24 protein-coding genes are annotated in these 25,087 nt (G+C 57.1%); 8 read left to right on the forward strand and 16 right to left on the reverse strand.

The features are described from left to right. Positions 1–12: 12 nt before the first annotated feature. Genes CAMM_RS11420 through CAMM_RS11435 form a run of 4 tightly spaced genes read right to left on the reverse strand, consistent with a single transcriptional unit; the run spans position 13 to position 3,283 of the window. Complete coding sequence (locus CAMM_RS11420) at positions 13–663, reverse strand: TrmH family RNA methyltransferase (RefSeq protein ID WP_003847793.1); 651 nt, start codon at positions 661–663, stop codon at positions 13–15. After that, entirely contained in the window at positions 664–1,206 is a 543-nt protein-coding gene (pyrE, locus tag CAMM_RS11425; protein WP_003847796.1) for an orotate phosphoribosyltransferase, read from the reverse strand. It lies immediately after the preceding gene. Between the two features lie 16 nt (positions 1,207–1,222). Next, on the reverse strand, positions 1,223–2,398 hold the full coding sequence (locus CAMM_RS11430; RefSeq protein ID WP_003847797.1) for a type III secretion system chaperone family protein: 1,176 nt from the start codon (positions 2,396–2,398) through the stop codon (positions 1,223–1,225). A gap of 30 nt (positions 2,399–2,428) precedes the next feature. Beyond that, the gene (locus CAMM_RS11435; RefSeq protein WP_040355697.1) at positions 2,429–3,283 is read right to left on the reverse strand and encodes a sulfurtransferase; all 855 of its coding nucleotides are present in this window, start codon (positions 3,281–3,283) and stop codon (positions 2,429–2,431) included. 140 nt (positions 3,284–3,423) lie between these two features. Here CAMM_RS11435 and CAMM_RS11440 point away from each other — a divergent pair, with 140 nt between their 5' ends. The 4 genes from CAMM_RS11440 to CAMM_RS11455 are packed head-to-tail and all read left to right on the forward strand — an operon-like array spanning position 3,424 to position 6,932. Further along, complete coding sequence (locus CAMM_RS11440; protein WP_040355700.1) at positions 3,424–4,332, forward strand: ABC transporter ATP-binding protein; 909 nt, start codon at positions 3,424–3,426, stop codon at positions 4,330–4,332. A gap of 10 nt (positions 4,333–4,342) precedes the next feature. Further along, positions 4,343–5,125, forward strand: coding sequence for an ABC transporter permease (locus CAMM_RS11445; protein WP_050759866.1), 783 nt, complete (start codon positions 4,343–4,345; stop codon positions 5,123–5,125). Positions 5,126–5,146: 21 nt separating this feature from the next. Continuing rightward, entirely contained in the window at positions 5,147–6,289 is a 1,143-nt protein-coding gene (locus CAMM_RS11450) for a sensor histidine kinase (RefSeq protein ID WP_003847802.1), read from the forward strand. 19 nt (positions 6,290–6,308) lie between these two features. Further along, positions 6,309–6,932 (forward strand): response regulator transcription factor, encoded by a 624-nt coding sequence (locus tag CAMM_RS11455; RefSeq protein ID WP_003847803.1) that lies wholly within the window; start codon positions 6,309–6,311, stop codon positions 6,930–6,932. A 13-nt stretch (positions 6,933–6,945) separates the two neighbouring features. On the opposite strand, the gene clpB is transcribed toward CAMM_RS11455, so the two are convergent. The 6 genes from clpB to CAMM_RS11485 form a co-directional block, all read right to left on the reverse strand. Then, on the reverse strand, positions 6,946–9,501 hold the full coding sequence (clpB, locus tag CAMM_RS11460) for an ATP-dependent chaperone ClpB (RefSeq protein ID WP_003847804.1): 2,556 nt from the start codon (positions 9,499–9,501) through the stop codon (positions 6,946–6,948). A 181-nt stretch (positions 9,502–9,682) separates the two neighbouring features. Beyond that, on the reverse strand, positions 9,683–10,357 hold the full coding sequence (locus CAMM_RS11465) for a methionine ABC transporter permease (RefSeq protein ID WP_003847805.1): 675 nt from the start codon (positions 10,355–10,357) through the stop codon (positions 9,683–9,685). Next, positions 10,357–11,379, reverse strand: coding sequence for a methionine ABC transporter ATP-binding protein (locus CAMM_RS11470; RefSeq protein WP_003847806.1), 1,023 nt, complete (start codon positions 11,377–11,379; stop codon positions 10,357–10,359). Before CAMM_RS11470 ends, CAMM_RS11465 begins: the two co-directional genes overlap by 1 nt. Positions 11,380–11,388: 9 nt before the next feature. Further along, positions 11,389–12,237, reverse strand: a complete 849-nt coding sequence (locus CAMM_RS11475) for a MetQ/NlpA family ABC transporter substrate-binding protein (RefSeq protein WP_003847807.1) — start codon at positions 12,235–12,237, stop codon at positions 11,389–11,391. A 183-nt stretch (positions 12,238–12,420) separates the two neighbouring features. Further along, complete coding sequence (locus CAMM_RS11480; protein ID WP_075761559.1) at positions 12,421–13,818, reverse strand: sodium/glutamate symporter; 1,398 nt, start codon at positions 13,816–13,818, stop codon at positions 12,421–12,423. A gap of 200 nt (positions 13,819–14,018) precedes the next feature. Then, entirely contained in the window at positions 14,019–14,366 is a 348-nt protein-coding gene (locus tag CAMM_RS11485; RefSeq protein ID WP_075761560.1) for a hypothetical protein, read from the reverse strand. Positions 14,367–14,456: 90 nt separating this feature from the next. Here CAMM_RS11485 and CAMM_RS11490 point away from each other — a divergent pair, with 90 nt between their 5' ends. Further along, the gene (locus tag CAMM_RS11490; RefSeq protein ID WP_003847811.1) at positions 14,457–15,521 is read left to right on the forward strand and encodes an LLM class flavin-dependent oxidoreductase; all 1,065 of its coding nucleotides are present in this window, start codon (positions 14,457–14,459) and stop codon (positions 15,519–15,521) included. Positions 15,522–15,539: 18 nt separating this feature from the next. Further along, positions 15,540–16,784 carry a hypothetical protein gene (locus CAMM_RS11495; protein WP_003847812.1) on the forward strand — a complete coding sequence of 415 codons (1,245 nt, stop codon included), beginning with the start codon at positions 15,540–15,542 and terminating at the stop codon, positions 16,782–16,784. On the opposite strand, the gene CAMM_RS11500 is transcribed toward CAMM_RS11495, so the two are convergent. Next, positions 16,734–17,549: a carbon-nitrogen hydrolase family protein gene (locus tag CAMM_RS11500; protein ID WP_003847813.1), complete on the reverse strand. Its 816-nt coding sequence runs from the start codon at positions 17,547–17,549 to the stop codon at positions 16,734–16,736. The two genes, CAMM_RS11495 and CAMM_RS11500, sit on opposite strands and share 51 nt — an antisense overlap. A gap of 93 nt (positions 17,550–17,642) precedes the next feature. Between CAMM_RS11500 and CAMM_RS11505 the strand changes: the two genes are divergently transcribed. Further along, positions 17,643–17,924 (forward strand): type 2 periplasmic-binding domain-containing protein, encoded by a 282-nt coding sequence (locus tag CAMM_RS11505; RefSeq protein WP_147581088.1) that lies wholly within the window; start codon positions 17,643–17,645, stop codon positions 17,922–17,924. After that, positions 17,921–19,048, forward strand: coding sequence for an alpha/beta hydrolase (locus CAMM_RS11510; RefSeq protein ID WP_003847815.1), 1,128 nt, complete (start codon positions 17,921–17,923; stop codon positions 19,046–19,048). Before CAMM_RS11505 ends, CAMM_RS11510 begins: the two co-directional genes overlap by 4 nt. 7 nt (positions 19,049–19,055) lie before the next feature. On the opposite strand, the gene exaC is transcribed toward CAMM_RS11510, so the two are convergent. The 5 genes from exaC to dnaK form a co-directional block, all read right to left on the reverse strand. After that, positions 19,056–20,576 (reverse strand): acetaldehyde dehydrogenase ExaC, encoded by a 1,521-nt coding sequence (gene exaC / locus CAMM_RS11515; RefSeq protein ID WP_040355583.1) that lies wholly within the window; start codon positions 20,574–20,576, stop codon positions 19,056–19,058. Between the two features lie 201 nt (positions 20,577–20,777). Further along, positions 20,778–21,164: a heat shock protein transcriptional repressor HspR gene (locus tag CAMM_RS11520; RefSeq protein WP_003847817.1), complete on the reverse strand. Its 387-nt coding sequence runs from the start codon at positions 21,162–21,164 to the stop codon at positions 20,778–20,780. A gap of 11 nt (positions 21,165–21,175) precedes the next feature. Next, positions 21,176–22,354, reverse strand: a complete 1,179-nt coding sequence (dnaJ, locus tag CAMM_RS11525) for a molecular chaperone DnaJ (RefSeq protein ID WP_003847818.1) — start codon at positions 22,352–22,354, stop codon at positions 21,176–21,178. Positions 22,355–22,507: 153 nt separating this feature from the next. Then, positions 22,508–23,188 (reverse strand): nucleotide exchange factor GrpE, encoded by a 681-nt coding sequence (grpE, locus tag CAMM_RS11530; protein WP_003847819.1) that lies wholly within the window; start codon positions 23,186–23,188, stop codon positions 22,508–22,510. After that, on the reverse strand, positions 23,188–25,050 hold the full coding sequence (dnaK, locus tag CAMM_RS11535) for a molecular chaperone DnaK (RefSeq protein WP_003847820.1): 1,863 nt from the start codon (positions 25,048–25,050) through the stop codon (positions 23,188–23,190). The genes grpE and dnaK overlap by 1 nt, the downstream gene beginning before the upstream one ends. Positions 25,051–25,087: the final 37 nt, after the last annotated feature.

Genomic DNA, 25,087 nt, shown 5'->3' on the forward strand with positions numbered 1-25,087 from the left:
ACAAGTTTTATATCACCATGCACGCGATAAATCTGCGTGCTGGCGAATCCAAGTATGCATGGCAATACCCGCCGCTACACCTGCGTTGATGGAGCGCGTCGACCCGAATTGCGCAATCGAGCAGGTCATCTCGGCGCTCTCCTGCGCTTCCGCGGTCACACCGGGGCCTTCCTGGCCAAAAAGTAGCAGGCAACGTTCAGGCAATTGTGCGGTCTCTAAAGGGACACTTCCGGGGGTGTTATCAATGGCCACCACCGCAATCTCGTGCTCGCGCGCCCACGCCATCAACTCGGTGACGGTGTCGTGGTGTTCCAAATGTTGGTAGCGGTCCGTGACCATCGCCCCGCGGCGATTCCAGCGGCGACGGCCCACGATGTGCACGGTGTTGACCGCGAAAGCATTGGCGGTGCGCACGACGGTGCCGATATTGGCATCGTTTTCGAAATTCTCAATCGCGATGTGCAGGCTGTGCCGGCGGGTATCAATATCGGCGACAATCGCCTCCCGCGTCCAGTAGCGGTAGGCATCGACGACGTTGCGGCGGTCGCCGTTGGCAAGCAGTTCGGGGTCGAAGTGGGCATCGTCAGGCAAAGTGCCCTCCCACGGACCCACGCCGTGGCGGCCTTCATTCCATTCGGTCGGGCCAGGTTGTTGGTCGTGCACTTAAAGCCCCAGGTCCTGCAGGTCGAGCAGGTAGCGGTATTCCAGGCCTTCGGCGGCGATGACATCCGCGGCACCGGTAGCGCGATCGACAACAGTAGCCACGCCGACGACCTCGGCGCCTGCCTCGCGCAGCGCGCACACAGCGGTCAGCGGGGAGTTGCCAGTGGTGGTGGTATCTTCGACGACCAGAACTTTTTGCCCCACGACATCAGCGCCTTCGATGCGACGCTGCATGCCGTGCTTTTTGGTTTCTTTGCGCACCACAAAAGCATCGATAGGCCGGCCGTCGGCGTGCATGACGGAGGTCGCTACCGGGTCAGCACCCAAGGTCAGCCCGCCCACGGCGACAAAGTCCCAGTCTGCGGTGAGCTCACGCAAGAGCTTTCCGATGATCCGTGACGCCTCATGCTGCAACGTCGCCCTGCGCAGATCCACGTAGTAGTCAGCTTCTTTGCCCGAAGACAAGGTCACCTTGCCGTGAACAACGGCGAGTTCTTTGACCAATTCGGCCAGGCGGGTCTTTAGCTGCGGGTCCAAGCTCATGGATGGGGCCTTTCAGTTAGTCGGTGTGGTCTTCAAAGATGGAGGCATCGGTGCCTTGCTGGCGGGTGATGCGGACATCGTTGGTGCGCGGCGGTTCTTCGTCGGCGGGTTGATCCCCGATGGCGTCGACATCGTCAGCGCCAATATCGTACGCGGCGACGTCATCATCATCGAAGTCACCACGTGAGTCATCAATGGCGCGGGTGGGCAATTCGATGGGTTCTTCGGGGCGTTGCACCGGTGGGTGCTCGAAGTGATCCGTGGTCGTGCGAATAGTCGGCAGGCCGGATAATTCCACTGGTCCCGCGGGTGGCGCGGGGCGAGTGGGGTCGCCTTCTTCCACGCGCAGTTCTTGTGCGGTGGATGGGCGTGGTGGAAGGGTGCGGGCGGCATCGGCAAGCAATGCAAGGGGTGCGAGCATTTCTTCCCACACTGGCGACAGTGCGTTTTTGGTGGTCTGCGCCAGCACCCATTCGGATTCCATCCAGATGCCGGTGACATCGTGCGGCATGCGCTCCAAGGCGACATTGACGCGGATATCGCGCATGCGTTGGGCAACTGCGGTGTCGGTGGCTAGCGCGATGAAGTCGTCGTGGCTAAATGCTTCGAATAGATCTTCCGAGGATTCCTGCTCTATTGCGTCGCGGCGGCGGAAGTCGATGACTTCCTCGGTGGCTGAGCCCGTGCGCATTGCCATGACGTTGACTCCGCCGAGATCCATCAGCAGCATTTCGTGGCCGAAGACGTTGCCGACGACGATATCGCGCGGCGATGCACCATTGGAGGCAGCCCCGCGGAACCATTCGTCTTCAAGGTATTCGTCTGATTTTAAAAACTCGAAGTTTTTAGCTTCCGCCCAGTGCCGGCGCTCGCGTTTGAGTGTTCCCGGCAGCATGAGTCGGGCGTGATGCTCGGGTTCCGCTGCTGGCGCTGGCGCTGGTTCTGGTTCCGCTTCCGGCTCGGGTTCTGGTTCTGGCGCTGATTCGGCCGTGGGCTCAGGTTCGGGCTCGGGGGCAGGGACTGCCTCAGGTTCTACCTCACGCTCCTGCTGCGCTTCCGACTGTGGTTCCGGTTGCGGTTCTAGTTTGGGTTCGCGTTCGGAGGTTGGCTGTTCCTGATTATTGGCAGCGCGCCACAAGGCGACGGCCGCCGCGGCCGCGCCTAGGGAGAGAAGAAGAAGTACAATAGCCATCGCCTTCCCACTTTACTGCGTGGGGGCGGCTTAAACGTTGATTGCCGTGCGATCCCCGCGTTCTACGGGGTTGGCGGGGTTTGCTGACCACTGCGACCAGCCGCCGACGTAGTGGCGAGCGCCGGTCAGACCAATCCATTCCATCGCCGCTAGGGCCAGGGCGGAGTGGTTTCCGGAACCGGAGTAGACAATCGCGTCTTTGACATTGTCCTCGGTAATACCGGCGTCGTGGAAAATCTGGGAGATTTCTTCCTTGGTTTTCCACGTGCGGTCTGGGTGGTGCAAATCGCGCTCCGGCACGTTGACGGCACCGGGGATGTGGCCGGCTTTCAAGTCGAGGTTTTCGCGGCGGCCGGCAAAGCGGTTGGCCTCGCGGGTATCGATAAGCAGGCCGGTGTGGTTTTTCACGTCATCGATCGTGGCAACCATGTGCGGTTGTGGTTTTACAATCTGGTCGGTTTCGACAGTGATATTGCCCGGGCCAGTCATCGTCGGCAGCTTTAACCGGCGCCAATTAGCCATGCCGCCATCGAGGATGTGGACATTTTCCACGCCCGCCCAGCGCAGGATCCACCAGGCGCGGCCGGCGAAAAGACCACGGCCTTCGTCGTAGACAATCACTGGACGGTCTTGGCGCAGACCCCAGGTTTCAAAGTGCTTTTGGAGTCGTTTGGGATCCGGCATGGGATTGCGGCCATCGCGCGAACCCGGAAGTCCCGCGAGGGCGCCGGCAGTATCGCAATATTGCGCGGTAGGAATGTGCAAAGACTGGAATTGTTGGGCGCCGTCATATTCGCTAGTTCCCCACAGCGAGGCTAATAACGTGTAGCGCTGACCTTGATGAATTGCATCATTGAGGGCTTGCGGAGAGACCAAAATACTCATGCCGCTCATTCTATAGTGCTTGTCCTTGGCTGGCAGAGGACCAGAGTTGAGCCGATGGGAGCATGCCGATGACAAATGTAATGGCCATCCGTGAAACCACGCCCTACCGCAAGCCCGTGTGCGCCGGAAAAATTAGAGCCATGACACAGACACAGCAAGTCTTGCAGGTACACAACCTGAATAAGACATACAAGACAGGAAAATCCGAACTCAAAGCAGTCGATAGTCTCAACTTCCACGTCAATCGCGGCGAAGTCTACGGCTTGCTGGGTACCAACGGTGCTGGCAAGACCACAACGCTCGAAATCATTGAAGGGCTATCCAGTGCCACTTCCGGGAAGGTTGCCGTGTTCGGCAAAGACCCCATCACCCACCGCAGCGAAATCCGCCCTGAGATGGGAATCATGCTGCAATCCGGTGGACTTCCCAGCCAGCTCACCGTCAAAGAAACACTCACTATGTGGCAAGGCACGTGCAGCCATCCCCTCGAAGTGGAAGAAGTGTTGGACAAGGTGGGGCTTGGGCATCGACAAGCAGTGCGCGTTGGCGTGCTATCTGGCGGCGAACAGCGCCGACTCGACCTCGCCTGTGCCCTGATTTCTAATCCTTCTTTGTTGTTTCTGGATGAGCCCACCACTGGCCTGGACCCGGAATCACGCCGCAATGTGTGGCAACTGCTGCTGGATTTGAAAGCCCACGGCGTGACCATGGTGCTGACCACCCACTACCTCGAAGAAGCTGAAATGTTGTGCGACCGCATCGCGATTATGGACCAAGGCATTGTGGCCGCCGAGGGAACGTTGGATGAGCTGGTGGCAAAGGTGTCCTCCGAAATCGAGTTCACCGCCGAGCAGGCACCAAGCGTTGAGCGAGCAACTTTGCTTAGCGATGGCACCAAGCACCTCATCTCCACCGACGACCTCGTGGGCGATACGTGGAGAGTATTGACGTGGGCGCGCGAGAACGGCGTGGAGCTGCGCGGATTCTCCGCCCGGCCGGCGACGTTGGAAAAAGTCTTTTTGTCCATCGCGGACCAGGAAATTGCTTAAGGAGCAGGTCATGAAATTTTCACGATATTTTGCACTAGCCAAGGCCGAGACCACCCAGTTTCTACGCAACAAGACTTTGCTGTCGATGGGTCTGATCTTTCCCATCGGTATCGGCTTGGTTTCGCAGCAGCTCGCTCAAGGTGGCGAGAAACAGGTGGTGGCGGCGACCTCGATGGAAGTATTCTTCCTGATTACTTTGATGTTCGTGCAGTATTACTCGGTGCTGTCCATGGCGACAACCCGGCGCGATGAGCGGGTACTGAAGCGTCTGCGTACCGGTGAGGCGCGGGACGGCGAGATTATGCTCGCAATTTCCACGCCCGGTGTGCTGTTGTCGGTGATTCTAACGGCGCTGATGATTACGGTGCTGGCGATTCAGGCGGGCGAGATGCCGAATTCGACGCTGCTGCTATTTGTCGGGCTCGCGCTGGGACTTGTGATTTCCACAGCGCTGGCCTTTTTGACCAGCCGAATGACGTCTAATGCGGAAGCCGCACAGATGACGTCGCTGCCGGTCATAGTGCTGGCTATGTTGTCGCAGTCGCCGCTCCTCGCGATTTTTCCGGACGATGCACGACAGATTTTGGAATTCACGCCATTCGCGTTGATTGGGCAGTTGTCCTTTATCGACTGGGCTGGTGCGCCGCTGACCGAGCTCACTGGTGGTGGCGAAATTGCCGAGGGCTTCGCAGTCTTTGGCGCGGCTGGGGTGCAGATTGCGGCGCTGGCCGTGTGGGCGATTGTGTTGTCCTGGTTGTCGGTGCGGTTTATGAAATGGGAAACCAACCGGTAGAGCGCTAGGTAGCATGATTTTATGAGTCAACTTCTCCCGCAGTGGGTTGCGCGCATGGATAGCACGGAACGGTTCCAGGCTTATATGCGCGTATCGCTCCATGTGTCTGTGGTTTTCTTGGCGCTGGTAGTCATTGTGCCGGCGTTGTGGGAGCCGCAGCCGCTGTGGCTGACGGTCGCAGTGCTGGTGATATCTATAGCAAATCTGGGGCTGGCGTTATGGTCGGTTGAGGAACTGCCGGGGCTCTCAAAGCAGCCGCCTAAGCGGTGGCCACAGCTACAGATGTGGGGATTTGCCGCGGGTGTGGCCACGCTGGTGGTTTATGCGGCGCTGACGTGGCTGTTGGACGTGGAGTCGCCGGTGATGCTGGCCTCGGGCTTGGTGACGCTATTTTGCTTGTCGATGATTTACACCCCTACCCTGCCCCACGGGTTGTGGATAACGCTGGCCTTGGGCGTGGCCAGCGGCTACCTGTTCCAACTGCCGGTGATTGCAGTGCCGCTAGCCATCGCGGGGTTTACGGTGGTGTTGTGGGCAGCGGGCAAAGTCACATTATGGTCGGCGCAGGTGGTCAATGAGCTAGACCGCAGTAGGGACTTGGAATCTCAGGTGCGCGTTAATCAGGAGCGGCTGCGTTTTGCACAAGAACTGCACGATAGCTTGGGCCAGCACCTGGCAGCGATGTCGCTGAAGACGCAACTGGCGCTGTCACTGTACAACCGTGGCGATGAGCAGGTTGAGGAAGAATTACGGGACCTGGAGGGGCTGATTCGGCTCACGCGTAAGGATTTGAATCAGGTGGTCTCCGGCTACCGTGAGGTTTCGGTGGAGGACGAGATTGTCTCCGCCGGCAAGGTGCTCAGCACCGCGGGCATTGCGGTGCGCGTCGACGGTGATGCCGAACAAGTACCGGCGCACGTGCGGGAAACGGTGGCGTGGTTTATCAGAGAATCCGCGACGAACGTGCTGAAGCACTCCCAAGCCACGTGGACAGAGATTTCCGTGGAGCCGACCGAGGTCGAGGTGGTCAATGATGGCGTGCAAGGAAGCATCGGCAAGCTGGGCGGGACTAGACCACTGCAGCAGCGCGCGCTGGAATTTGATGGCAGCATTGAGCTGCGCAATCGTGACGGTCAGTTCGCTGCGATTATGACGTGGAAATGACACTGGGAAAGGACAGGCGATGGTTCGGCTTGTAATTGTTGATGATGAACAGCTCATCGCTTCTTCCTTGGCAACGCTTTTGAGTCTCGAGGAGGACTTGGAGGTGCTGCAGACTTTTCCGTCCGGGGAGACTGTCCTGGAATGGTGGCGAAAGCAAGTAACCATTGGAGAGGCGGTGCCCGATGTGTTGGTGACGGATCTGAACCTCGGGGGAATCGATGGGATTGAGGTTGCGCAACAGGTCAGGGCGCTCTCTCCCAAGACGGCGCTAGTCATTGTGACCAGCCATTCGCGGCCGCTGCTTCTGAAGAAGGCGTTGGCTACTGGGGTGCAGGGATTTTTGCCGAAGACGGCCTCGGCGGAAGAATTCGCCGCGGCTGTGCGCACGGTTCACGGCGGCGGACGGTACATCGATCCCGAGCTTGCGGCGATGACGATTACGGCCTCTGATAGCCCGCTAACCGAGCGTGAGGCCGAGGTAGTCAACGCCGCCGGGCAAGGCGGGTCAGTCGAAGAAATCGCGCAGTTGGTGTTTTTAGCCCCGGGCACAACTCGGAACTACCTGTCCTCGGCTATGACAAAAATCGGCGCGCAGAACCGTTTTGAGGCGTTTCTGCGCGCGCGGGAGAAGGGCTGGATTTAGCCCCCCTGCTGGATTAGTTGGTGGACAAGGTCAGGGATTCGCCGTCTTCGGCGGTGGTGACGTGCACGGTATCGCCATCGCGAATCTCGCCAGCGAGCAACTTGCGCGCCATCTGGTCACCAATAGCCTGCTGGATCAAACGACGCAGTGGACGTGCACCGTAGTCAGGGTCGTAACCACGTTCGGCGAGCCAGTGCTTCGCGTTCGAGTCCACATCGAGTTCCAAACGACGCTGCTCTAGGCGCTGGGCCAAGCTTTCTAGCTGGATATCGACGATGCCTTCGAGCAGCTCGGTCGATAGAGCTTCAAAGAGCACGACATCATCTAGGCGGTTAATAAACTCCGGCTTGAAGGCCTTCTTGACTGCTTCCATGACCTGCTCGCGGTCGCCGCCGGCGCCGAGGTTGGAGGTCAAGATGATCACGGTGTTGCGGAAGTCGACGGTGCGGCCTTGGCCATCGGTAAGCCGGCCGTCATCGAGGACCTGCAGCAAGATATCGAAGACATCAGAGTGGGCTTTCTCGACTTCATCGAAAAGCACTAGCGTGTACGGACGACGACGCACTGCTTCGGTGAGCTGACCGCCGGCCTCGTGTCCGACATATCCCGGAGGCGCACCGATCAGACGTGCGACCGAGTGTTTTTCGCCATATTCGGACATATCGATACGAACCATGGCCGATTCATCATCGAAGAGGAACTCCGATAATGCCTTGGCCAGCTCCGTCTTACCGACACCGGTGGGACCGAGGAAGAGGAAAGAACCGGTGGGACGGTTCGGATCCGCGATGCCCGCGCGGGAGCGGCGAACCGCATCCGATACGGCGCTGACGGCCTCCGACTGACCGACCACGCGGCGGCCGAGCACATCTTCCATGTGCAGCAGCTTCTCCGTCTCGCCTTCCAGCATCTTGCCGGCAGGAATACCGGTCCACGCGGAGACAACTTCGGCGATGACATCGGGGGAAACTTCTTCGACCAGCATGGTGTTTTGCTGCTGGTTAGCGCGCTCTTCGGCTTCTTCCACTTGAGTTTCTAGCTTAGGAATCCGGCCGTATCGCAGCTCGGAGGCGAGCTCATAGTCTCCGTCGCGCTCGGCGATTTCGGCTTCGCGGCGCAGGTTTTCCAGTTCCTCTTTGGCTTCCTGAACATCGTCGATAGCCCTTTTCTCGTTATTCCACCGGGCTTGCAGTTCGCCGAGTTTCTCGCGTTCATCGGCAAGCTCTTGCTGCAACTTGCTCAGGCGGTCTTGGCTGGCGGCATCCGATTCCTTCTTGAGCGCCAGCTCTTCGATTTCCATGCGGCGGACGATGCGCTCGAGCTCATCGATTTCCTGTGGGGAGGAGTCGATCTCCATGCGCAGGCGCGAGCCGGCCTCATCAACCAAATCAATTGCCTTATCCGGCAAGAAACGGTTGGTGATGTAGCGATTCGACAGCTCTGCTGCTGCAACCAGCGCGGAGTCCATGATGCGCACACCGTGATGGACCTCGTAGCGCTCTTTCAGACCACGCAAAATACCGATGGTGTCTTCCACGGATGGTTCCGCGGCGTAGACCTGCTGGAAACGGCGTTCCAGCGCAGCATCCTTTTCAATGTACTTGCGGTACTCATCCAAGGTGGTTGCACCGACCAGGCGCAGCTCACCACGGGCCAGCATGGGCTTAATCATGTTACCGGCATCCATCGAGCCTTCGCCGGTAGCACCCGCGCCGACTAGCGTGTGCAGCTCATCGATAAAGGTAATAATCTGTCCTTCAGATGCCTTGATCTCATCCAAGACAGCCTTGAGGCGCTCTTCAAATTCGCCGCGGTACTTCGCACCGGCAATCATCGAACCCAAGTCCAAGGAGAGCAGGGTTTTGCCCTTCAAGGATTCCGGCACGTCGCCGGCGACAATGCGGCGGGCAAGGCCTTCGACGATCGAGGTTTTACCGACGCCAGGCTCACCGATGAGCACGGGGTTATTCTTCGTGCGGCGCGAAAGTACCTGCACGACGCGGCGGATTTCTTGATCACGGCCGATAACCGGGTCAATCTTGCCCTCACGGGCACGGGCGGTTAAGTCCGTGGAGTATTTTTCTAAGGCTTGGAACTGCTCCTCGGGATTTTCGGTGGTCACCTTCGCGGCACCGCGGACCGAGGGGAAGGCTCCTTTAATGGCTTCCGCCGTTGCGCCGCGGGAGATAAGCAGCTCAGAGGCATCTGTCTTCGAGGCGGCGATGGCAGCGAGCAAGACCTCCGTGGAGACGAATTCATCCCCGAGCTCCCCCGCAAGTTCTTGCGCATTGGTCAACACGTTGAGACCGTCGCGGTTAAAGTTCGGGTTGGCCATATTCTGGCCTTCGGCCTTGGGGTAGCCGTCTACTAAGGCGCGGGCTTCGGCCAGCACGGTGTCGGGATCCACGCCGGTTGCTTTCAGTACCGGAACGGCGATGCCGTCTTTTTGGTCCAAGATAGCGGCCAATAGGTGCGCCGGGCGGATGTCCGGGTTGCCATTGGACGAAGCCTTGGCGAGCGCTTGCTGCAAGGCTTCTTGGGTTTTAGTAGTGGGATTAAATGAATTCATAAGTGCTCCTTTTAGCTATTTTTTCAGCCTCCATCATAGGTGCTTCATCTCTTCCAACGCACCCTAAGTTGAGTCTATTCCACTCATGTTCAAATATTTTGAAAAAGTTGAGTGTCCTCGGATCAATAAAAGCGCCCACATCAGATGACGTGGGCGCAGGGGGAAATCGTGGTTGATTTCTCTAATCATTGCGGGCGCGACGGGCCCACCAAGTGCCAAAGGCTTGAATCAGTTGGACTACCACGATCAAAATTACCACCGTGATAATGATGGCGATGGTGTCAAATTGCTGGTAGCCATAAGAAATTGCGAGGTCGCCAACACCGCCCCCGCCGATGGTGCCGGCCATCGCGGTGGCGGAAATCAAGGTAATAGTCGAGGTTGTGAGCGCCAAAATAATGCCGGCTTTGGCCTCGGGCAACAAGAAGTAGCGGATGGTCTGCCAGGTGGTAGCGCCCATCGATTCGGCGGCTTCCAAGATTCCGGAGTCCACGTCCAAAACGGATTGCTCAATCAGTCGGGCCATAAAGGGCGCTATGAAAATAGTCAGTGGAACCAGTGCCGCGGTGGTGCCAATCGAGGATCCGACAATGACCCGGGTAAACGGCAAGATGGCGACCATCAAGATAATAAACGGCAGCGAACGCACCGTGTTGACTACGAAGTTGACGATTTCATAGAGCCAGCGCACCGGGCGCAGACCGCCGGGACGGTTGAGCACCAAAATAATGCCTAAGCCAGCACCTAAAATCGTGCCGATGAGCAGCGAAATGCCCACCATATATAGGGTCTCGATGGCGGCTTCGCCGTATTTTTCAAAACCGACGCGGGTGTCGAAGATATCTGTTAGATCCATTAGTTCACATCCTCTACTTCCAGGCCGGGGCGGTGGGAAAGGTGGGCTAGGCTGGCATCGATAAGCGATGCGTTTTGGGCAGACAAACCTATAACCACGGTGCCAACTGACTGCCGACGCAAGGCGGCATCGGAAGCATGCAGCAGCGATGCCTGAATGCCCTGGTTAGCAAAATCCGAGATGAGGTCACGGGCTGCGCCGCCGTTGTGGATGGCGCGAATGACGCGGTCGAATTTGCCGCTGCGCACCTCCTGCTCGATGGCCAACGGGAGCTTTTGCGGCACCACGGTTTCAACAAATTGGCGGGTCAGTTCTTGCTGCGGGTGAGCAAAGACCTGTGCGACATCGCCGTTTTCGATTACGCGGCCGTGCTCCATCACTGCGATGTGATCCGCGATGCGCGAGACGACGGACATCTGGTGCGTGATAATTAGCACCGTGATGCCGAGTTCGCTGTTGACCTTGAGCAAAAGATCCAAAATCTGGTTAGTGGTTATCGGGTCCAGCGCAGATGTGGGCTCATCACAGATGAGGATTTTCGGGTTGGTCACCAGGGCGCGGGCGATTCCCACGCGCTGACGCTGCCCGCCGGAGAGCTGCTTCGGGGTATTTTCTGCGCGGGTATCGAGCCCGACCATCGCTAGTACCTCGGCCACGCGCTTTTTTACCTGCGCGCGTGGGGTGCCTGCCAGTACCAAGGGAAGCCCGACGTTGTGGGCCACCGATTGGCTATTGAGCAGGTTAAAGTGCTGAAAGACCATGGAGACCTCGCGGCGCAGACCACGCAGATCGCTACCGTTGAGCTTCGTGACTTCCTTGCCGAGGACCTGGACGACGCCCGAGGTGGGCTTTTCTAAGCCATTGACGGTGCGCAACAACGTGGATTTGCCCGCACCTGAGGTGCCGACCACGCCGAAGATGCTGCCGGCTGGGACTTCGGCGCTGACATCGTCAAGCGCTGTGATGCTGCCGGCTTTGGTCTCGAAGACCTTGGATACATTGCGAAAGGAAACAGCGACCATAACCCTGCTCTACTTCTGAAGTGATTCTGGGATAAACCAGTAGTCATCCTCGTTTTGCTCGGCCACGAAATCTAGGAATTCCTCGGAGCGGTATGCCTCTGCAACGGCATTAGCCCACTCGGAATCCACCTGCTCTTCGGTGGTGACAGCCTGCAAAATCAGGTCATCGGTGAGGTCTTCTTGCTCTAGGGCCAAGGCAGGATCAACCTGGGAGGAATACGCGATGGAGCCAGGGATAATGCCCCAGTCCAAGTCGCCGAGCGCACGCGGAATTGTGGCTGAGTCCATGGGCTGGATGTCCAAATTATGCGGGTTTTCCTCAATGTCCGACGGGGTGAGCAAGTTCGGATCGGCATCCTCGTTGACCGTGATCCAGCCCAGCTTAATGAGCAAGCGGAACGCGCGGGTCTGGTTGGAACCATCAGCGGGAATACCCACGGTCTGGCCATCGGCGACATCATCCACGGATTTGAGGTCATTGGAGTAAATCTTGGTCGCCACGGTGGGGATATCGGTGATATTGGCCAAGTCGGAGCCGGTTTCATCATTGAAGACATTCATGTACGCGGTGTGCTGGTCGACGTTAAGATCGACGTCATTTTCACTCAGCGCGACATCGGCCTGACGCAGGTCGGTGAACTCCGTGTAATCAATTTCGTAGCCCTGCTCGCTCAAGATGGGGTCAATGCCCTCGCGGAAAAGCTCGGAATAAGGCCCAGGGGAGGTACCGACACGAATCTGGGTGGTGTCGCCGTCTGCGGCGGAATCACTATCGGACGAGCCGCACGCAGCCAACGTGAACGCGGCGGAGCCTGCCGCGACAACGGCAAGAATTTTCTTCGACATAGGAAAAGCCATGATGAAACCTCTTTTTCGGGAATAGTTAGGGAAACTTCTTGTCTGTCATCACAACCACAAACAAGACCGTTTATTCCATCCAATATAGACCACTTGGTATATTTTGCCCATGTTTACCCCCATTAGGTATAGAAAAAGCACCCAAGCAGGGGTGCCTGGGTGCTTTACGAATTAAGTTAGTAGCTAGCCTTTGGGGACTTTCTCCCCGACGTTGCCAATTCCTTGGGCGAAAATCGTACCGCGCGGCGGCATCCACCCTCCGAACTTGGCCAGTAAGTAAATACTGATGGCAAGCGCCACCGAAATCCAGCCCAGTCCTGCCGTAAAGCCATAGACCACAGCAATTGGTGCGATGACGGTCATGCCGATTTCGAAAGGACCGAAGCCGACGTAGGCCATACCGTATTCCGAAAGCGTTCCGGACTTGAGCTTGGGGTCGACGATCTTGAGCAGGGCGATACCAGTGGAAACCGCGGCGGTAGCCCAGCCCCAGCCGAACAGGCCGCGCTCGAACCAGTTCTCGCCGAAGAACTCGGCTGGGAACCAGAGCAGGAAGAAGACACAGAAGATGGTGCCGAGGACGAACATGATGGACAGTGGCACCCAGTAGCTGGCGATAGCAGCTGGTGCAATGGATGCGATACCAAAGGCAATCAGGTAGTCAGTTGCCGCACCAGAGACCGAGGATGTGGTCTCGCGGTCCAGGTAATCCTTGGCGCCGATTGCGTTCATGATGGCGCGGATAACCAGACCAAGGACAATGGACATTGCGAACAGCGGGATGGAAACCTGTTCCCAAATATTGGAAATCAACGTATTAACGCCGTAAGCCAACACCACGGTGAGCACGATAAAGCCCACGTGCAGGGTCAGTGGCTCAATCGACGAAGGGTTCGTGGTCGCGCGGCCAACCGAAGGGCGATCTTCAATCTTGGAGATGTAGCCCTTGCGTAGATCATCTGGCAGACCTTCAGAGGGCACTTCTGCTACCTTACCGCGGCGAATACCCCAGTTAGCAGCGATGATGCCGCCAACAATCGCGGCGAGTGTACCCACGGTAGCGGAGGTAAAGCCCAATGATGCAGCGTCCGAGGCCCCGATCTCTTCCAGCGCGCCACCGACGGCAGCGGCGGTACCGAAACCGCCGGTAAAGCCGACTGGCAGCATCATGCCGAACCAGTTCGGAGTATCAAACACTGGCATAAACAGGTACAGGCCCAGCAAGATAAATAGGCCCCACTGCCCCAGGAACATGACCGTGGAATAGGCCCACATATTGCGAGCGCCCTTGCGCATATTGCCGCCCACATCCATGGAATAGGCCATGGAGGCAAAGACGGCTGCAATCAGGATGGTTGAGTAATCACCCATCGAGTCCGAAAAGTTTAAAATGCCCAGTGCATTAGGGCCGAGCAACAGTCCCAGTAGGCCGGCGGTGACAGGTGCAGGAAGCAGCAAGTCCTGGAATACAAATTTGATGCGGTGACGCAGGACGTTGCCGACAACCATAAGGATTGAAATTAACCCGACGTCTACCATCAGATCAAAGGCGGAGAATTCCACGTGTCCTTTTCCTTTCATTTAAAGACGTTATTAGTCTTTGTAAGCACCCTCTTGTGATGTGTTAGAGAATTTCTTGTACAAATATCAGGTCGTGCGCTGAGTTCATCAGTGAAAACCTCAGAGTCCTCCCAAGCTTATGGAAGAGTTACTAGGTACTGTATCGCATGCCACGAAATTTGCCAGATTGTCCCTGGCAACACATTTGCACATCCCGTACCCTAAGACTCCTCAACCAAATAGGTGCGTATCTCCTTAACCTTGGCTGTTTTTACCATTGATGTGAAGGTAAAAACATGGCTAAATCGCGCTCGTTGTGGCTGCACACCCTCGGCGAAGTCGAGATAACCATCACAGGATGCGGAGCGCCCGTGATTAATGGCGCCGAGCACCACCGCGTGCGTGGGTGCGACCGCGGGAAGGTCGGGGCCGAAATGGTGCCAGGAGGGGGCATCGACAAGCGACTGCTCAAGAGTGTCTTGATTCCCGGAAGCCCAAGCAATGGCCAGGTCGGCCACCAAAGCCATACGCGGGGAATTGCCGCAATCGGACGGTAGAGTGATATCCATAAGTGAATTGTCGCACAGCTATGACGCAACCAACATTTCCAACTTCAATCTTTAAGTGACAAATCAACAACTTTAGGTAGACTGCAGGCTATGAAATCATTTGGCTTTTTAAGCTTCGGACACTACGCCCTGGGCAAGAACCGACCGAATGCCACCGATATGGCAAAAATCCACCTGGAATTGGCGAAGAACGCCGATGATATTGGCGTTAATAATGCCTCTTTCCGCGTGCACCACTTTGTGCCGCAGGCAGCCGCCCCGATGCCGCTGCTGGGCGCGATTGCTGGATCTACGAAGCACATTGAAGTGGGCACCGGCGTCATTGATATGCGCTATGAAAACCCGCTTTACCTAGCAGAAGAAATCGCCAGCTTGGATCAGATTGCTGAAGGACGCATTGCCTTAGGTCTGTCCCGCGGCGCGCCGGAAGCTGCGGACCGCGGTTGGGAAGCTTTTGGCTATAAGTCTGAAGCTCCTAATGGTGCAGATTTAGCGCGTGCGAATTTCTTGCGCTTAATGGATGCGCTCGATGGTCACGGGATGGCCGTGGCGGCACCCTTGGAACGCCAGTACCCCAACATGTACCAGCCGGGCATCCCGCTGCCGATTTTCCCGCACTCCCCTGGTGTGCGTCAGCGCATCTTCTACGGCTCTGGCACTCACGCGTCTGCGGAGCAAGCAGCGCGCGATGGTGTGAACTTGATGTCGTCGACTTTGGTATCGGAAACGTCTGCGGAGACGTTGGGCGAGGTGCAGGTTGAACAGATTCGTCGCTACCGCGCGGAGTGGAAGGAAGCCGGCCATGACTGGACTCCCCGCGTGAGCGTATCGCGTTCGATTTTCCCGATTGTCGATGATGCGGATCGCCGTATGTTTGGCCTGCATAAGACCAGCACGGACCAGGTGGGCATGTTGCCAGAGGCTGGCGCTGCAATCTTTGGCCGCACCTATGCGGATGAGCCGGATGTTTTGATTGAGCAGCTTAAGGCCGACCCGGCAGTCATGGAAGCCGATAGCCTGCTCATTGCCATTCCCACGGGCATGGGCGTGGATGTCAATACCAAGATTTTGCAGAATTTCGCGGAGCACGTCGCCCCGGCGCTGGGCTGGATTCCGAATACGGAAGGCCGTCCTGCGGGCTATCCGATTGACTAATCTGTACGATCGATCTGCGTGACAGGCACATCGACGTTAAAGACCTTGCGGGAGCTAGCCCATGCGCTGCGTGAAGCGGATGAGCACTACCGAAATACAGTGCATGAGCTGCTCTTTAGCCGCATTATGGAAGCGCGTCAGGTATTCGCCCCGGCGCGCTCGGTCCGGCATGTGGATTTAACCGTTGCGATTGCATGGGCGTTGGAACCCTCCGCCTCTGAAGTAGAGCCGCTCGTTGCCGAATTGGGCCGGGATCACCGCCGGCTCGGCTTTCCGCCCGAGGTCTATGACACTTTCGCGCAGTGCTTGATTGAGGGCTTAGATATTTTCCAGCTCTCGCCAGAGCTTGTCGATGCAGCCTCCGCCCGCTTAGAAGGCCTGTGCGCCACGATGAAAGCGGCCGCGATGGAGGCTGATTTAGAAGGCGTTCCACCTGCGCATACTGCTACGGTGGCGGCAGTTGAGCGTCCGAATCGTAAAACCACGCTGGTGCGTGTGGAATCTGCGTTCCCCATTGCTTTTCAGCCCGGGCAAGCCATTCCGGTGACCACCGCGCATTTGCCTGGGGTCTGGCGGTTGCTGACCCCAGCTAATATTTCCGATGAAACGGCGCAGCTGTTTTTCCACATCGCTGATGCCGGTGGCGCCTCAACGCTTTTATCCGTCGCACGCCCAGGGGATATTTGGACGTTGGGCAATGCGCGTGGGACATTTCCCCAGGAAATTGATGTCAGCTACTTAGGTGATTCCGCGCAGAGCCCGGATCTTTTCATCTGCTACGGCACGGGGTGGGCTGCGGTGCGCTCGATGCTCTTGGGCAAAATCGACGCTGGCGATGACACTCCAGTCGCCGTGATCGCCCATGCCACTAGCCCCGGCGGGCACTACGATTTATTGCTGCAAAATAATCTGGTGGAGCTCGCACCGGAAATCTCCATCGAATACACCATCAGCACTGCTCAAGACCCCGTGCTCTATGGCACCGCGTTGCCATTTCCCAATCAAACCACCATCCCGCCGATGACAGTCATTGATAACCCGGCGCGCGTGGCTTTGGAGGCGATGGTGTCTAACCCGCATGTATTCCGCCGCTGCGTATTGGTGGGACCGGCCGATGAGGTCACCGAAGGCGCCGGTATTTTGAATGTCGGCCTCGCACGAGCTGGCATTGTCGATGGCGTGATTGAAACCCATCCCTGGGGTGAGGGGCGGTTAACTCAAAGTCTCAAGTACGGGCAGGGTTTTTCGGGTTTTAGCGACTAGCTCCGGATCAATGTCGGCGTAGATGATTTCTTCTTCATAGCCGGCTTCTGCAATCCGCTCTCCTGTGGGAGTGCAAATAACCGAGTGTCCAATGCCAGTCGGCCCAGAAGACTCACCGGCTTTGTCATTGCCACCGGGGCGTGCTTGGCCCGCGCAGACAATATAGGCGGTGGAATCTAGCGCGCGGGTGGCTGAGAGCAAACGCCACTGCTCGAGCTTTTTCGGGCCATCTGCCCAGCTGGTGGGCACCACGATAACCTCTGCGCCCTGCTGCGCGAGTGCCTTAAATTGCTCGGGAAAGCGCACGTCATAGCAAATAGCTACCCCGACGGTCAGCCCGCCGAGTTCGAAGCTGACCAATTCCGTGCCGGGTTTGACCGTGTCGGATTCACGGTAGTCGAAAGCGTCATAGGTGTGGATTTTGTTATAGCCCAAGTGCACCCCCGGCCCGGTAATCAGCGCGGTGTTATAGACCCGGTTGATAGTCTTGCTGTCTTTGTCGACGCTGTCAGCCGGACGGAACATGCCAGCGACCACCGTCACGCCCAGTTCTTCGGCATGCGCTTGCAATTGCCGGGCAAAGTCGCCGTCGAGTTCTTGGGCATTGGTATCCAAGCGTCCGGAGGAAAAAGATTGCGCCGTGGCTTCCGGCAAAACAATGAGCTGGGCGCCGTTGCTGGCGGCAGTGGAAATCAGCTCTTTCGCGCGGTCGAGGTTTTCTTCGATGTCTCCACCGGAGACAAATTGCACAGCTGCTACCTTCATGTTTGCCTTTCTTCGCGGATATAAACCACGTTATCCACAAGCTATTGGTGCCCACCCTAGACGGCGCTTCCAGGCGCCGCAATGATAAGTGTCATGAACATTTTCTTTAATAATGACAGTGAAAATCTCCTCCATGACTATTTAGATCTCACCACGTCTTCCACCCTTCCGCAGCAGATTGCGCAAGTAGTTAGCCACCTGGGCCCCGGGTCTTTGACCGCTGGGGCATTAAATCGTGCTGCGGATTCCTGGTCGCGTTCGGTGGCGCATTCCACGGGTGCTACGGCCGAGCAATTGCATTCGGTCACAGCGCTATTAGATAGCATGCGCGAAGATGATGAAGGGCTGGCTGCCCACTTGGGGCGGCTGCGATGAATCTAAATAGTTCCGCAATGTTCGCCGCTGCCGCGGCCTTACGACAGCAGGCTGTCGAAGCACGGTGGCTGCGTGACCAATCCGATGATTACCACCGCGCCATCGTCCACGCCGGCTTCGACGGTGAAACACTGGATGTGGCTTTGAAGAATACGCAGGAGGCATCGACAAGCTTAAATGCCCCGGCTGAGCGAATGAGTATTGCTGCCACGGTGCTGGAACTTTTTGCGACCTTGCAGCAACGTACCGAGCGGTTATTAATCAGCAACTTGAGTGAGAACTTAATGGTTAACCTCAACTCACTTGGCGCAGCGCTGGATTGGGCGTGCGCACGCAGCATCGATGCTTTGTGTACGCCATCTGCTGCCCCACCGCCACGACGCTTGGATGATTTTGGCGAACTTTCTCTCGACGCCATCCATGAGCTCAACATGGCACAAGCCCCACCGGAGATTCGCGCGCTAGCCGATGCCAACGCCGATTTATACCTGCTCGAAGTCGGCGAGGACACCATGGTGGCCATCATTGATCCGCACGGTGTGAAAACCCAGCCCAGTTCGGTGACCACTTTTGTCGAAGGGGTGGGCTCCTCAGAGCAGTCACGTTGGCCAACCGCCATCGAGCGGTCACGTTCTATTGCTCATGCCACCGGCGGGGTCACGGCGTTGTGGTTGGGTTATAACGCGCCGGACAATCTTTCCGGCGCCGTGCATGCGGCACCAGCCCAAGCTGCCGGTGCGGAGCTCGCGCGCTTTCAACGCAGCTTAAGCAGCCGCTTTCCGGCGGCGAAAAAAGTCGTGACCGGATATTCCTATGGCTCCGTGGTCTCCGGCTACGCCGCGCGCGAGGGCCTTGCGGCCGATGAATTGCTACTTGTTGGCAGCCCCGGGGCGGGTGTGCCTCACTCTTCGCTGTTGGGCTTTGATGGGCCGGTCGTGGCTGTGACCAGCGATGGCGACCCGATTTCTTTTACCGGCGGCAACTATGGCGGCGTGCACGGAGTGGATCCGACAGCGCCCATGTTTGGTGCGCAGCCCTTCCCCACCAGGCCGAAGGGTTCACACTCTTCGTATTGGACTGACCCGGAGTTTTTGGAAGGACTGCGCATTATTGCCACACGCTAACAGGTGATTAGAACAAGCCGTCTGGCTTCTCCGAGTAGGAGATCAACATGTTCTTGGTCTCCTGGTAGTGCGACATCATCATCAGGTGGTTTTCGCGGCCCAGACCGGATTCCTTGTAACCACCAAACGCGGAGTGAGCTGGGTAGTTGTGGTAGTGGTTAATCCACACGCGACCTGCCTGGATATCGCGGCCAGCGCGGTATGCGGTGTTTTGTCCACGTGTCCACACACCAGCGCCCAAGCCATAGTTGGTGTCATTGGAAATCTTGATGGCCTCGTCGTAGTCCTTAAAGGTTGCTACTGCCAAGACTGGTCCAAAGATCTCATCCTGGAAGATCTTCATGTCATTGGTGCCACGGAAGACGGTGGGCTCGATGTAGTAGCCGTTTTCGAGTCCTTCGACCTTGTTGACTCCACCACCGATGAGTGTCTCCGCGCCTTCTTCTGGGCCGGACTTGAGGTACGAGGTGATCTTATCCATCTGCTCGACCGATGCCTGCGCACCCATCATGGTCTCAGTATCGAGCGGGTTGCCAATCTTGATGGCCTTGACGCGCTCGATGGCGAGTTTCAGGAAGTCTTCGGCGATGTCTTCGTGAATCAGCGCGCGGGAAGGACAGGTACAGACTTCGCCTTGGTTCAACGCGAACATCGTAAAGCCCTCGACGCACTTTTCCAGGAAGTCGTCATCTTCGTCCATGATGTCCTTGAAGAAGATCGATGGCGACTTACCACCCAACTCCAAGGTCACTGGGATGATGCGCTCGGCAGTGTTTTTGTTGATCATCTTGCCCACTGCGGTGGAACCGGTAAACGCGACCTTCTTGATGCGCTCATTGGAGGTCAGCGCCGCGCCGGCTTCATCGCCGAGGCCGTTGACGATGTTCAAAACGCCCTCTGGAATGACATCGGCAAGTTTTTCCATCAAGTACAAAATTGACGCTGGTGTCTGCTCGGCTGGCTTGAGCACGATGCAGTTACCGGTGGCCAGGGCTGGGGCAATCTTCCAGGACGCCATGAGGATAGGGAAGTTCCACGGAATAATCTGTCCGACCACGCCGAGTGGCTCGTAGAAGTGGTACGCCACGGTGTCTTCATCGATCTGGGACAGGCGGCCTTCCTGTGCACGCAGCGCGCCAGCGAAGTAGCGGAAGTGGTCTGCTGCCAGTGGGATATCGGCGGCGAGGGTCTCACGAACGGCCTTGCCGTTTTCCCAGGTCTCTGCGACGGCGATTTCTTCCAGGTTTTCTTCGATGACGTCCGCGATGCGCAACAGCACCCGGGAGCGTTCCTGAGCAGATGTCTTGCCCCAGGTTTCAAATGCTTTCTCTGCCGCGTCAATCGCCAGGTCAATATCTGCTTCCTTGCCGCGCGCTACCTGGCAGAAAACCTTTCCTGTGACTGGGGAGATATTGTCCATGTATTCGCCGTCAGCGGGTGCGACCCACTGGCCGCCGATGAAGTTGTCGTAGCGTTCGCGGTAGTTGACAATGGAGCCTTCAGTGCCGGGTTGTGCATAAACAGTCATGATTAGCCTCTCTTCGAATGCGCACCACACCATTGTGCGTAATGCGCGCCGCAATATATATGGAACATGAACCAAGTCACGTTTACAGCCATGTTAATGCAAGTCGAATTTTTCGGCTATGAAATTAACAAGACACCCGCCATTGGGGTACAACTTTTACGATGTCCCCCGCTATGACGGGTGTCTTCTTTGCAGTTTTAGCTAATCATCCGCACGACGACGACGTGGTTTCCACATCACCACGGACGTCGAACGCGGCACGTGGACTAGCTCGCCGCGCGGCTGCCCCTGCCGAGCTCGCAATGATTGCAACTCGTGAGCTAGCTCGTCGCGTTCTTCACGCAAACGGTCGCATTCTTCAGTCAGCTCAATAATTGCTTTAATGCCGGCTAAATTGACGCCATCTTCTTGAGAAAGCTCCTGGATCCGGCGCAATAGCTTAATATCGCGGTCCGAATACCGACGGCCACCGCCGGAGGTTCGCTCCGGGGTTACCAGTCCGAGTCGGTCATAAGTGCGCAGCGTCTGCGCGTGCATACCCGCGCGTTCGGCGGCTACGGAGATGACATACAAGGTTTTCTCGCTCATCACTACACCTCCTATGCATTCCCAGCCCAACCAGCGCGAGGGTTAAATCCTGACTCTTTTTCCGCCTGTGCGTAGGTACGCAGCGCTGACGATGCCGCCGCATCCAAGTTCGTTGGAACCTTCACTTGGACGGTGACCATCAGATCACCTGCGGTGCCACCGCGCTTGGGAACACCTCGGCCGCGTACACGCAAGGTCCGACCATCGGGTGTGCCCGCTGGTACCTTTACACGCACTGGTGAATCCAGAGTTGGCACGTTAATGGTATCGCCCAAAGTCAGCTCAGAGAAGCTCACCGGAACGGTAACATGCAGGTCATCGCCCTCGCGGGTAAAGACTTTATCTTGCTTGACCTTGACTTTAACGAATAGATCTCCCGACGGCGTGCCATTGGGGCCTGCTTCGCCTTGGCCGGCAAGACGTACCTTTTGCCCATCAATCACGCCCGCGGGGATACGCACGGTAATCGAGCGGGTGCGGTGTACAGTGCCCTGGCCCTTGCAGTCATCACAAGGATCGGTCACCATACGGCCGGAACCGCCACAGACGCTACAAGGGCTCGAGAAAGCAAAGGCTCCACGGTTTTCACTGGCAAATCCAGTGCCGCCACAGTTCGAACAGGTCGTGGTCTTGCCCGACTTCGAGCCCGATCCATGGCAGGTCGTACAAGGCGCCTCACCGGAAAGCTGCAACGGGATGGTGGTCCCTTTCGCTGCTTCTCGGAATTCAAGGGTTACTTCCGTTTCGACGTCCGCCCCGCGCGACGGCCGAGCTGCGCGGCCGCCACCGCCACCGCGGTTGAAAACGCCACCGAAGATATCCCCAAAGCCACCGCTATCGCCTTGTCCAGACGCCCGGTTTCCGAAGATGTCGGAGAGGTCGAAGTCTTCTTGCGTCGACCGAAACCCGCCGGGAAATCCGGCGCCTCCTGACCTTCCGAAGCCGCCGGAGCGGACCATCTTGCGGAAATTATCGTATTCCTTGCGTTCATCGGGGTCAGATAGGGTGTCGTAGGCTTCGGCCGCCCGCTTGAAGCGGTCTAATGCCTCTGGGTTATCGGGATTAGTGTCCGGGTGATTTTCGCGAGCTAGTTTGCGGTAGCTGCGCTTGATTTCATCTGCAGACGCGGACGAGGAGACCCCCAGATCCGCATAGTAATCTTTGTCTGCCCATTCAGGTTTTGCGCTCACTGGGCATCTCCTCCTTTCATAGAAGATTGAAAATTGTCATAAGTAATTATTGTTTTTTCTAAGCTAATTATTTAATTCTTAATACTGCCACTAACAACAGGAAGGGCGTCAGAGTTGGTGTAATAACACCCCTGACGCCCCCTTTCACGCTGGCTAGCTTTCAGACTGAGCTGAGTCCTCTGAATCAGCATCAGCGATAATAACCATGGCATTGCGCACAAGCTTGTCGCCTACGCGGTAGCCGCGGCGGAGAACGGTACCTACTACCTGGTCTCCACCACTGGAAAGATCCTGTACTGCTTCGTGGATCTCCGGGTCAAAAGCATCGCCTTCTTCGCCGAACCCTTCGAGCTTTTGGCTCTCTAAGGTCGCGGAGATCTTATCGGCAATCGCCTTGAGCGGGCCGTCGTTGAGGTCACCGTGCTGGCGAGCCAACTCCAAGTCATCCAAGATTGGCAGGAAGGCAGCAATCACCTGGCTCTTAGCATTTTCAATTACTGCCTGGCGGTCACGCTCAGTGCGGCGGCGGTAATTGGTGTACTCAGCATTCAAGCGCTGGAGATCATCGGTGCGCTCCGCCAACTCGGCGGCGAGATCCGAAGCCTCGCCTTCCTCATCGACGTCAACGATATTTGCTTCAATGTCGGCTTCTACCTCTGGACTTACCTGGGCTTCGCCTTCGGCGACAGCTTCTAGAGTTTCATCCACGACGGCATCTGCCTGTGCTTCCGAAGCCTCCTCTGCTGCTTCCTCAGCACGGTCTGCAGAGGTTGCCTCAGGGTCAGTCTGCTCTGGGTCGCCGGGGTTCTCTGACATTCCGTTCGGCTGAGTCATTACTTATCGCCGTCCTTGTTCTCTGATGCATCTGCATCAGCGTCATCTTCGTCTACGACCTCTGCGTCAACAACGTTTGGGTCGGAGTTTTCGGATGCTGCGCCAGCCTCTGCACCTTCAGCAGCCTGTGCTTCGTAGATCTGCTTGCCCATCTCCTGAGATTCAGTGGACAGCTTCTCTACTGCAGACTTGATTGCTTCGATGTCATCGCCCTTGAGAGCTTCATCGACAGCATCGGCAGCCTCGGCGACCTTAGTCTTGATAGCGTCATCAACCTTGTCGGAGTTTTCTTCCAAGAACTTGCGGGTCTGGTAAGCAGTGTTTTCCCCGTTGTTGCGGGTCTCCTGCTCTTCACGACGCTTCTTATCTTCTTCAGCGTGTGCTTCCGCGTCCTTGACCATGCGGTCAATCTCTTCCTGAGACAGGCCGGAACCATCCTGGATCTTAATGGTGTTTTCCTTGCCGGTGCCCTTGTCCTTGGCGGAAACGGAGACAATACCGTTTGCGTCAATGTCGAAGGTGACCTCAATTTGAGGCATACCGCGAGGAGCCGGTGCGATGCCGCCGAGCTCGAAGGAACCGAGCAGCTTGTTGGCAGAAGCCATCTCGCGCTCACCCTGGAAGACCTGAATCTGAACGGAAGGCTGGTTGTCTTCCGCAGTGGTAAAGGTTTCAGACTTCTTGGTTGGAATGGTGGTGTTGCGCTCAATCAGCTTGGTCATCACGCCACCCTTTGTTTCAATACCAAGTGACAGTGGGGTGACATCGAGCAGCAGAACGTCCTTGACCTCACCGCGCAGAACACCTGCCTGCAATGCTGCACCTACTGCAACAACCTCATCTGGGTTAACGCCCTTGTTTGGCTCACGGCCGGTCAATTCCTTAACCAAGTCGGAAACTGCTGGCATACGGGTGGAGCCACCAACGAGGACTACGTGGTCAACGTCGCCCACGGACATTTCAGCATCCTTGATGACCTGGTTGAAGGGGCTCTTGGTGCGGTCTAGCAGATCCTGGGTAATCTTCTGGAATTCGGTGCGAGACAGGGTCTCGTCCAAAAACAGTGGGTTCTTGTCGCCATCGACAGTGATGTATGGCAAGTTAATGCTTGCCTGCTGAGCGGAAGAAAGCTCAATCTTTGCCTTCTCAGCTGCCTCACGCAGACGCTGCAGGGCCATCTTGTCCTTGGTCAGGTCAATGCCATTGGCAGCCTTGAACTTATCTACCAACCAGTCAACGATGCGCTGGTCCCAGTCATCGCCACCGAGGCTGTTATCACCTGCGGTTGCCATAACCTCTACAACGCCATCGCCGATTTCCAGCAAGGAAACGTCGAAGGTGCCGCCGCCAAGGTCGAAGACCAAAATGGTCTGTTCCTTGTCGCCCTTTTCCAGGCCGTATGCAAGAGCCGCTGCGGTTGGCTCGTTAACAATACGCAGAACGTTCAGACCTGCAATCTGGCCAGCTTCCTTGGTGGCCTGACGCTGAGCGTCTTCGAAGTAAGCAGGAACAGTAATAACCGCGTCGGTGACGTCCTCACCCAGGTAAGCCTCAGCGTCGCGCTTGAGCTTCATCAAGGTGCGAGCGGAGATTTCCTGCGAGGTGTACTTCTTGTCGTCAATATCAACGCTCCAGTCGGTGCCGATGTGGCGCTTGACTGAGCGGATGGTGCGGTCAACGTTGGTAACTGCCTGGTTCTTTGCAGACTGGCCAACTAGGATTTCGCCATTTTTCGCGAAAGCCACAACAGATGGGGTAGTACGTGCACCCTCTGAGTTAGCAATAACGGTAGCCTCGCCACCTTCCAACACGGATACAACCGAGTTGGTAGTACCAAGGTCAATACCTACTGCGCGTCCCATATTTATGTTCTCCTTCTAGCTTGGGTTTCATTTAAGT

This window comes from Corynebacterium ammoniagenes DSM 20306, from assembly GCF_001941425.1.
Lineage (GTDB): Bacteria > Actinomycetota > Actinomycetes > Mycobacteriales > Mycobacteriaceae > Corynebacterium > Corynebacterium ammoniagenes.